We start from the raw sequence: 8,707 nt of genomic DNA, 5'->3' as shown, positions 1-8,707 counted from the left end.
GGCCACCCGCTTGCCCGGGCGCGGGGTGCTCCAGTCGCCGTGCTCGGTGGCGAAGGCCAACCATCCTTCGCGGCTTTCCCGGCGCGGATTCCACTTGATGATGTAATGCACGGGGGCGGCCTGTGGGTGTTGCTCCTCATGGGCCATGAGCGTGGCGATGTTCTCGATGGCGTCGTTGCCGCTGTCCAGGCGCACCAACAGCGGTGCGGTGGTCAGTCCACGCGCCCGTTCCAGGACCCGCGCCAACAGTTCCGGAGTCCCCTTCTGGCTGTGCTGGCTGCCTTCGCGCAGTTCCAACTCCAGGCAGTAGCCCTCCTGCCCCAGATAAGCGGCCATGGGGGCGAAGCCATCTTCACCTTTGTAGGTCCGCGAGACACCCTCTTTCTTGGTCTTGGCGTTATTCATCGGGGTGACATCCGCATCCAGCGGCACCAGGCCATTGCCCAGTGGGGTGATCGGGGCTTGGCTGCGGCGCAGGAACTCAATGGCGGCGGCAATGACCGCATCCTTGAAGCCGGGCGCGTTGGCATCGAGGCGCTGGCGCAAGATGGCGGCGGACGGCGCCCGCTCCAGACCTAGGGCCTCCAGAAAAAAGGGGTCGGTACGAAAGGCGTCGATCGCCTCGAAGTCACTCTTGCCCAAACACAGCAGCGCGACATAGCTGGCGAGCATGTCACCATGCGGCATCGCATCGCTACGCAGCGCCGACACCGCGGCAGCTTCCGCGGCCAGGTTGGTGCGTTCGCGAATGGCGAGCCCCACCAGCCCCAAGCCCGCGTGGGACGTGAAATCCGCCGTCGATTTCGAAATGATCAGCCGCCGCATCGTGTCACCTACCGAGTGAGCCATAACGATGCACTATTTTAACTCCAGACTGCTGTTTTTTCGAGAGATCTATATCAATTTAGCCTATGCAGATCACTGATTCAGGTTCTCCAGCTAATGGAAAGAGATTGGGCGCCGCGCGTGCTTATCCCCGCTCGCCGACCAGTATGTCGAGCGCGAGGGTTGCCAGGTCATCTGTCAGCGGCTCGACCTGGATGTCCTGGGATTGAAAGAAGAGGGCGCAATATACCAGCTTAAGGCGCAACGGCCTCTCACGCCAAGGCAGTAGGTCGGGTTAGCGAAGCGTAACCCGACGCCCGGGCTCGCCGGGGATTCTGCCATCCTTAAGGATCGCGACCGTCGGACGCCAGCGAGTATGCTTCAGGGGGCATTGTTGCTATACGCTTTGCCGTCGAACCATATGAATTTATCGCTGCCGGATTGGTGGATTCCGACGCCATAGATGTTCAGTGACCATCCGTGCTGCTTGAAAAATACCGTGCGATAAGTCTTCATATCCCAATTGATCTTCACCGCGCAGTCGCGCACACGCAGCTCCCGGCCAACCGGCATTCTCGCAATAGCGTGAAATCTATCGCGATAGCCTTGGCACGCCTGCACAAAGGCACCGTTTGGCGTGGTCGATCCTCCCTGACACATCAAGACGGGGCGTGGGAGTCGCCTGGTGTTCGCTTGGCCGTCGGTCGGCACGGTGAGCGTGACCGTGGTTGTCGTCGGGGGATAGACGAGGTCTTGCATCGCCTCCAACACTTCTTCGTCACCGGACTTGCCGCCAAGAGTCACGATCCCGTACTCGACCGCGACAACCATCTCAGTCCCCTGCGAACTGACCACCGTGATCGCCTTGATATAGACGGCCGTGGTTGGTATGCCCAAGGAGTCCGCCAGGTCCTGTATGAACGACGCGCTAAAGTCGCTTGGGATTGTCGATGTCGTAGTGCCCATGAATGTAACTCCGATAACAGTGATAGTCGGTCAACAGCCAAACGCCGATCGGACAACAGGAGCCGATCGCGGAACGAGCCCGGGGACGGGCAGGGTGCGCCCGAGCGCGCAGCGGTCTTGTCCGCGGGGCGGACAAGCGAAGTGCCCGGGCCAGGCCGGGCGGGCCTGGAGACAGGGATCGGCGCGGCGAGACAGAGGAAACACTAGGCCGCCTCTCCTTCACACAGGAAGAGATTCGGTGCGGTGCGCGCATATCCCCGCTCCCCGACCAGCACGTCGAGCGCCAGGGTCGCCACATCGTCCGCCAGCGGCTCGACCTGGATCGCTTTTGACTGGAAAAAGAGCTTGGTATAACCATGGCATTGGTCGCAGGTCTCGGCGGCGACTGCCGGGTGTGCGTCCTCCAGGCTCAGATAGTCGACCACTGAACCCGCGGCGCACAGGGTGCAGCGCGCCCGAACGGTATTCCAGCGGCAGCCACACAGGCAGCACTCCTGATAGCGCAGTCCGGCCAGGCCCCCGCCGGCCAGCAGGATGCTGCCAAGTGCCGCGCTACCGCAGTGCGGGCAGGTCCCGGCGTTGGCATCTGCGGCGGTGCCGACTGCCTGCGACCGGCGGGCGTCAGCGGTCCATGCCACCTGCATCGCCGCGGCGGTCAATACGTCTTCGTAGTCGCGACCGGTGCCGATGGTTGCGGCCTGTGCGAGCAGCAGGTTGCGTTCGATATGGGAGGCCAGATCGGATGGCGCGAGTTCCCACCGGGGGCCGACACCCGCGCAGCGGTCGGTCGGCAGGGCTGAAATCAGGGTCCAACGGATGGCCGCAATGCGTCCCAGCAGGGCCGCCGAACCCATGGCCGTCGTGGCGCCGATGTCGTTGTGCGGCACCGAGCCTTCTTGTTCGAACGCGCGGTGCTGAGCCGTGCATAACGCGGCGAGCCAGTCCAGCCAGGGACCCAGCGCCTGTGCGGGTGCCAATTGGCGCAGACGGTCGGCCCGGCGGGCGAACAGGTCCGGCGCCGGTGTCAGCAGGGTCGGCGGGGCGCTTGGGGTGTGAATCGTCGGTGTGGCGGTCATCGGTAACCGGGCGGCTGAACGTGGGGACTCACATGATCGCATAGGGGGCGAGGGCCGGCGTCGGGACCCCATCGAGTCGTTCGGCGTGGCTGTAGGCGACCCGCGCCCCGGTGCGGGCGAAGCCGACCAGCAACATGCCGGTGGCCTCTGCCTGTTGAATGGCAAAGACGGTGGGTGCGGAGAGCGCGACCAGGGCAGTAATACCGGCGTGGGCTGCCTTCTGCACCATTTCATAGGAGGCGCGGCTGGTGATCAGGGCAAAGCCCCCGTTCGTCTGCTCCCCGGTGCGGGCGAGGGCACCTACCAGTTTGTCGAGCGCATTGTGTCGGCCGACGTCCTCTCGCACGCAGCGGATTTGGGCCTCTGGATCGACCCAGGCGGCACCGTGACTGGCGCCGGTGCGCTCATAGAGTGGCTGCCAGTGCGGTAGTTGGTGCAAGGCGTGGTCGATCGCGGCGACGCTCACGCGCGTGGCGCGGGTCGCGCAGGGTGCCGCCGGGGTGGCGTGAGTCGCAAAGGTGGCGAGGCTATCCAGACCGCACAGCCCGCAGCCGGTGCGCCCGGCGAGGTTGCGCTTGCGTTGCTTGAGGGCCGCGAAGTGGCGGGCGGCGATCACCATGTCGATGACCACTCCCTGAGCGCCAGCGCGAATTTCCAGTTCGTGGACATCCCGCGCCTGCTCGACGATGCCTTCGCCGAGGCTGAATCCGAGGGCGAAGTCCTCCAGGTCAGCGGGCGATGCCATCATCACGGCGTGCGAGATCCGATTGTAGACCAGCGCCACCGGCACTTCCTCGATGACCTCATCGTATTCGCGGGTCGCGGTGCAGTTGTGACTTCGCACGACCTCGCGCCAGGCGCAGGCAGTTGGCCGGCCGAGTTCATCCCGCGGCACCGGCGCGCCGGGTTCCCATTTTGATTTGCGCATCAGCAGTCTCCGGGAGCCCACGGGGCGTTGATCTTCGGGCCGCTCAGCACTGGTCCCTCCGCAACCGGAGGTCGAGGCTTTAGCCGGTGGCGGTTGCCGACGTAGCGAAGGACAATCGATGGCGCCTGCACGCCGGACCGGCTAAAGCCTCGACCTCCTGTGGCCGGAGCGAGGCTCAAGGCCGGCAGCGGCGCCACCAAGCCCAACTATTTTCCGGTGACTTGCCGGTACCAGCCGCGATGGTGTTGCTTGGCCCAGCCACGGGTCACGGTGCCATACCACATGGCCCGTACCGTGCCCTTGACCCAGATGGCGGCATAGATGTGCACCATGATCAGACCGATCATCAAGGCACCGACCGCGGCATGCACCACGGCACCCAGACGCACCGCGGTGATCTCGAAGCCAAACCAGGCGCGCCAGATGGCTATCCCGGACACCGCCATCAAGAGCATGCAGAGGGCGAGCAGCCAGAAGAGTGCCTTCTGGCCGCCGTTGTATTTGCCCTGCTCGGGCATGTCGTGGTCGTTGCCGTCCACCATGGTCTTGACCTTGGAGAGCCACGCCCAGTCCATCGCCCGCATCACATTGAGCCGCCAAAAACGCACGAAGATTATCAGGAACGCGAGCGCCATCACTACCCCGACGTAGGGGTGCAGGATGCGCGTCCAGACCGGACCGCCGAACAGTTGGGTCAGCGGGAAGAAGGCCGGATGGAAAAAGGCCAGTCCGGAGAGTGCCAGCAGGATGAAGCTGATGCCCACCACCCAGTGGTTGGCCCGCTCGGACGCCGTATAGCGATTGAGGTCTTGCGGGTCGCGGATCATTTCACTGACTCCTCTTCTTCACGTTTGACTTCGTCCTCGGTCTCCTTTGAGACCTCGTTCGGACCCTTGGTGACATAGTGCAACAGCCCGCCCAGCGTGATGCCAGCCAGCGTGAGTACAGCGAGCGGCTTGGCGATGCCCTTCCAGACCGACACCAGCGGATCGACCCCCGGGTCATTGGGCAGGTTGCTATAGAGTTGCGGGCGATCGGCGTGGTGCAGTACATACATCACATGGGTGCCGCCGACGCCTGGCGGATCATAGAGCCCGGCATTGCTGAAGCCACGCTGGTGCAGGTTGGCGACCCGCTGCGCGGCGACCTCCTGCATGTCCTCCTTGCTGCCGAACTGGATGGCGCCAGTCGGGCAGGTCTTGGCGCATGCCGGCTCCTGGCCGACCGCGATACGGTCGGAACACAGGGTGCACTTGTAGGCCTTACCGTCCTCTTGGGAGAGGCGCGGGATGTTGAACGGGCAGCCGGTGACGCAATAGCCGCAGCCGATGCATTGCTCCTGGTGGAAGTCCACGATGCCATTCTTGAACTGGACGATGGCGCCGGGCGCGGGGCAGGACTTCAAGCATCCCGGGTCTGAACAGTGCATGCAGCCGTCCTTGCGGATCAGCCACTGCAGCCGGCCCGCTTCCTCCACCTCGGCGTAGCGCATCACCGTCCACGCCTGCGGTGAGAGGTCCAGCGGGTTGTCATAGACGCCTACGTTGTGGCCCACCTCGGCGCGGATGTCATTCCATTCGGAGCAGGCCACCTGGCAGGCCTTGCAGCCGATACAGGTGGTCACGTCGATCAGCTTGGCGACTTCCAACGGCATGCGCGCGCCGGGGGCGGGCGTGGTGGTGGCGGAACGGCGTGCGATGTCGAGCGATTGCAGTGCCATGGCTCACACCTCCACGATCTTTTCGAGATTGACAAGGAACGCCTTGTATTCCGGCGTCTGCGTATTGCATTCACCCACGGCCGGCGGCAGTACATTGGTCAGAAAGCCCTTGCGGGCAACGCTCTCCCAACCCCAATGTAACGGGATGCCGATCTGATGCACGGTCTGCTGGTTGACCGTCAGGACCTTCATGCGCTTGGTGACAACCGCCTTGGCCCGGATGAAGCCGCGTTTGGAACTGATCTTGACCCAGTCGCCCGCGCGAATGCCTTTCTCTGCGGCCAGTGGTTCGCTGATCTCGACGAATTGTTCCGGTTGGGCGATGGCGTTGAGGAGCACGCCCTTGGTCCAGAATTGGAAGTGTTCAGTTAGACGATAGGTGGTGCCGACATAGGGGAAGTCCTTGTGGGTACCGAGCCGCTCCTTGTCACCCGGGAAGATGCGCACCGCCGGGCTGGTGATGACGCCCGGGTGCAGCGGATTGGTGCCGAGCGGCGACTCCATCGGCTCATAGTGTTCCGGAAAGGGGCCATCGACCAGCTTGTCCACGGCGAACAGGCGCCCGACGCCTTCAGCCGTCATGATTAAGGGGCCCATGCCGCTGTCGGGTCCGGCGTCGGCCTTGAAGTCCGGTACATCGCCGCCGACCCAGCGCTCGCCGTTCCAGCCGATCACCTTACGCTCGGGGTCCCAGGGCTTGCCGGCCGGATCGCAGGAGGCGCGGTTGTAGAGCAGGCGCCGGTTGGCCGGCCAGGCCCAGGCCCAGCCGGGGGTGTTGCCCAGGCCCGAGTCGGTGTTGTCGCGGCGGGCCATCTGGTTGCCGGCCTGGGGCCAACTGCCGGCGTAGATCCAGGCGGCACAGAGGGTGGAGCCGTCATCCTGGAGCGTGGCGAAACCGGGCAATTGTTCGCCCTTCTTTACCAGGACCTTGGTCTTGTCCTGAGGATCGGGAATGTCCGCCAAGGCCCGGCCGTTCATTTCTTTGGCCAGTTCTTCGGCCGCGGGGAAGCGCGGGTTCCGATAAGGCCAGGCCAGATTAAGGATAGGCTCGGGGACGCTGCCACCCTCACTCTTGTAGAGATTGCGCAGGGTGACGAATAGCTCGCCCAGGATCTCGGCGTCGGCCTTGCCCTCGCCCGGCGGCTCGGCACCCTTCCAATGCCATTGCACCCAGCGCCCGGAGCTGACGATGGAGCCGTCTTCCTCGGCAAAGCAGGTCGAGGGCAGGCGAAAGACCTCGGTGCCGATTCGCGTCGGCTCCACGTTGTTTGATTCGCCCTGGTTCTGCCAGAAGCTGGCCGTCTCGGTGGTCAGCGGATCGATCACTACCAGATACTTGAGCTTCGAAAAGGCCTCCACCACCCGGTTGGTATCCGGAAACGAGGCCACCGGATTGAAGCCCTGCACGATGAGGCCATTCATCTTGCCCTGCTGCATCAGCTCGGTCAGTTGCAGGGTGTCATACGGCTTGTCCCATTTCGGCAACCAGTCGTAACCCCAATTGTTGTCCTTGGTAGCCTGGTCGCCCCAGAACCACTTGAGCAGGCTGACGAAGAATTTCGGGGTATTCGACCAGTAGTTCAGCTGGTTGGCACTCAGTGCCTTCGGTGTCTGTTTGGTGAGATAGTCAGCCAGTGTCGGGTGGTTCTTCTCGTTGGGCAGTGGCATATAGCCGGGCAGCCCGGTGGAGAGCAGGCCGAGGTCGGAAAAGCCCTGCACATTGGCGTGGCCGCGCAGCGCATTGACGCCACCGCCGGGCATACCGATATTGCCCAGCATCAGCTGGATGATCGCCATGGTGCGAATATTCTGGGCGCCCACCGTGTGTTGGGTCCAGCCCAGGGCATAGAGGATGGTGGCCACCTTGGCCGGGGCCGCGGTCTCGCCGAGCCATTCGCAGACCTTGAGGAAGTCCGCCTGCGGGCTGCCGGTGAGATTGGTCACCACCTCCGGCGTATAGCGCGCGTAATGTGCCTTCAGCAGGTTCCATACGCAGCGCGGGTCTTGTAGCGTAGGATCGGTCTTGAGGTGGCCGTCGGCATCGAGTTCGTAGTTCCAACTGGCGCGGTCATAACGCCCCTTGGCCTGGTCGAAGCCCGAGAACAGGCCTTCATCAAAGCCATAGCTTGCGCCGACGATGGCGCTGGCATTGGTGTAGGCCTTCACATAGTCCCACTGGACCTTGTCGTTGGCGATCAACCAATTGATCACCCCGCCGAGGAAGACAATGTCCGAGCCGGCGCGAATCGGTACATACCGGTCAGCGACGGCCGCCGTGCGGTTAAAGCGCGGATCGACGACGACCAGTTTGGCGCCGCGCTGCTTCATCGCCTCGATGGCCCAGCGGAAGCCCACCGGATGGGCCTCGGCCGCGTTGCCCCCCATCACCAGGATGACATCGGCGTTCTTGATGTCCACCCAGTGGTTGGTCATGGCGCCACGGCCAAAGGAGGCGGCCAGGGCCGAGACCGTCGGGGCGTGGCAGATGCGGGCCTGGGTGTCGGTGGCGATGATGCCCAGCGAGCGGATGAATTTTTGAGTCAGGATGCCGGTTTCGTTGGAGGCCGCCGAGCAGGTCAGCATGCCGGTGGTCACCCAGCGGTTGACCGGCACGCCATCGGCGCTCTTGGCGACGATATTGGCGTCGCGGTCGGCCTTCATATGTTTGGCGATGCGCTCAATCGCCTCATGCCAGGAAATCCGCTGCCATTCATTACTGCCGGGCGCGCGCACCTGCGGGTATTTCAGGCGGTTCGGGCTATGGATGAAATCCAAGAGCCCAGCACCCTTGGGACAGAGCGCGCCGCGGCTCACCGGATGGTCCGGGTCGCCCTCAATGTGGATGATATCGGAATGCGCATTCTTGGCGCCGTCGCCCAGACTGAACAACAGCAGGCCGCAGCCGACCGAGCAGTAGGTGCAGTTGTTGCGTATCTCCCGGGCACCCGTCAGCTTGTACTGTCGCACCTCGGCCTGGGCCGCGGTGGGCGAGAGGCCGACCGCCACCAGGCCGGAATAGCCCAATCCCGCCGCCGAGATCTTGAAGAACTGCCGTCGTGAGACTCGCATCAACGCCCCCCTCGTTTATGTTTTACATGCGAAAATATCCGCGGTGCAGAGTCGGGAGACTCTAGCACCAAGCGTACTAAGGCCAGGGAAGGCTTGATATTAATCCTTCAGAAGACTACGGGC

Annotated in this window: 8 protein-coding genes; all 8 read right to left on the bottom strand. The window is 63.6% G+C overall.

Annotated elements, in window-relative coordinates; all coding sequences use genetic code 11:
• Positions 1-825 (bottom strand): IS1380 family transposase (locus tag QZY44_RS27045; RefSeq protein WP_295455412.1); only part of this gene is annotated, 825 nt, incomplete at its 3' end.
• 145 nt (positions 826-970) lie between these two features.
• The gene (fdhE, locus tag QZY44_RS35965) at positions 971-1,090 is read right to left on the bottom strand and encodes a formate dehydrogenase accessory protein FdhE (RefSeq protein ID WP_365305365.1); all 120 of its coding nucleotides are present in this window, start codon (positions 1,088-1,090) and stop codon (positions 971-973) included.
• A gap of 116 nt (positions 1,091-1,206) precedes the next feature.
• Entirely contained in the window at positions 1,207-1,791 is a 585-nt protein-coding gene (locus QZY44_RS27040) for a hypothetical protein (protein ID WP_295455410.1), read from the bottom strand.
• A gap of 203 nt (positions 1,792-1,994) precedes the next feature.
• Entirely contained in the window at positions 1,995-2,867 is an 873-nt protein-coding gene (gene fdhE, locus QZY44_RS27035) for a formate dehydrogenase accessory protein FdhE (RefSeq protein WP_295455408.1), read from the bottom strand.
• Between the two features lie 28 nt (positions 2,868-2,895).
• The gene (gene fdhD / locus QZY44_RS27030; RefSeq protein ID WP_295455406.1) at positions 2,896-3,795 is read right to left on the bottom strand and encodes a formate dehydrogenase accessory sulfurtransferase FdhD; all 900 of its coding nucleotides are present in this window, start codon (positions 3,793-3,795) and stop codon (positions 2,896-2,898) included.
• A 206-nt stretch (positions 3,796-4,001) separates the two neighbouring features.
• Positions 4,002-4,622 (bottom strand): formate dehydrogenase subunit gamma, encoded by a 621-nt coding sequence (locus tag QZY44_RS27025; RefSeq protein WP_295455404.1) that lies wholly within the window; start codon positions 4,620-4,622, stop codon positions 4,002-4,004.
• Positions 4,619-5,515: a formate dehydrogenase subunit beta gene (gene fdxH, locus QZY44_RS27020; protein WP_295455402.1), complete on the bottom strand. Its 897-nt coding sequence runs from the start codon at positions 5,513-5,515 to the stop codon at positions 4,619-4,621. Before fdxH ends, QZY44_RS27025 begins: the two co-directional genes overlap by 4 nt.
• Positions 5,516-5,518: 3 nt before the next feature.
• Entirely contained in the window at positions 5,519-8,584 is a 3,066-nt protein-coding gene (gene fdnG, locus QZY44_RS27015; protein ID WP_295455399.1) for a formate dehydrogenase-N subunit alpha, read from the bottom strand.
• Positions 8,585-8,707 lie beyond the last annotated feature (123 nt).

The sequence above is a fragment of the uncultured Thiodictyon sp. genome (assembly GCA_903837595.1).
Taxonomy (GTDB): domain Bacteria; phylum Pseudomonadota; class Gammaproteobacteria; order Chromatiales; family Chromatiaceae; genus Thiodictyon.
This window is presented reverse-complemented; position numbering and strand designations above follow the sequence as displayed.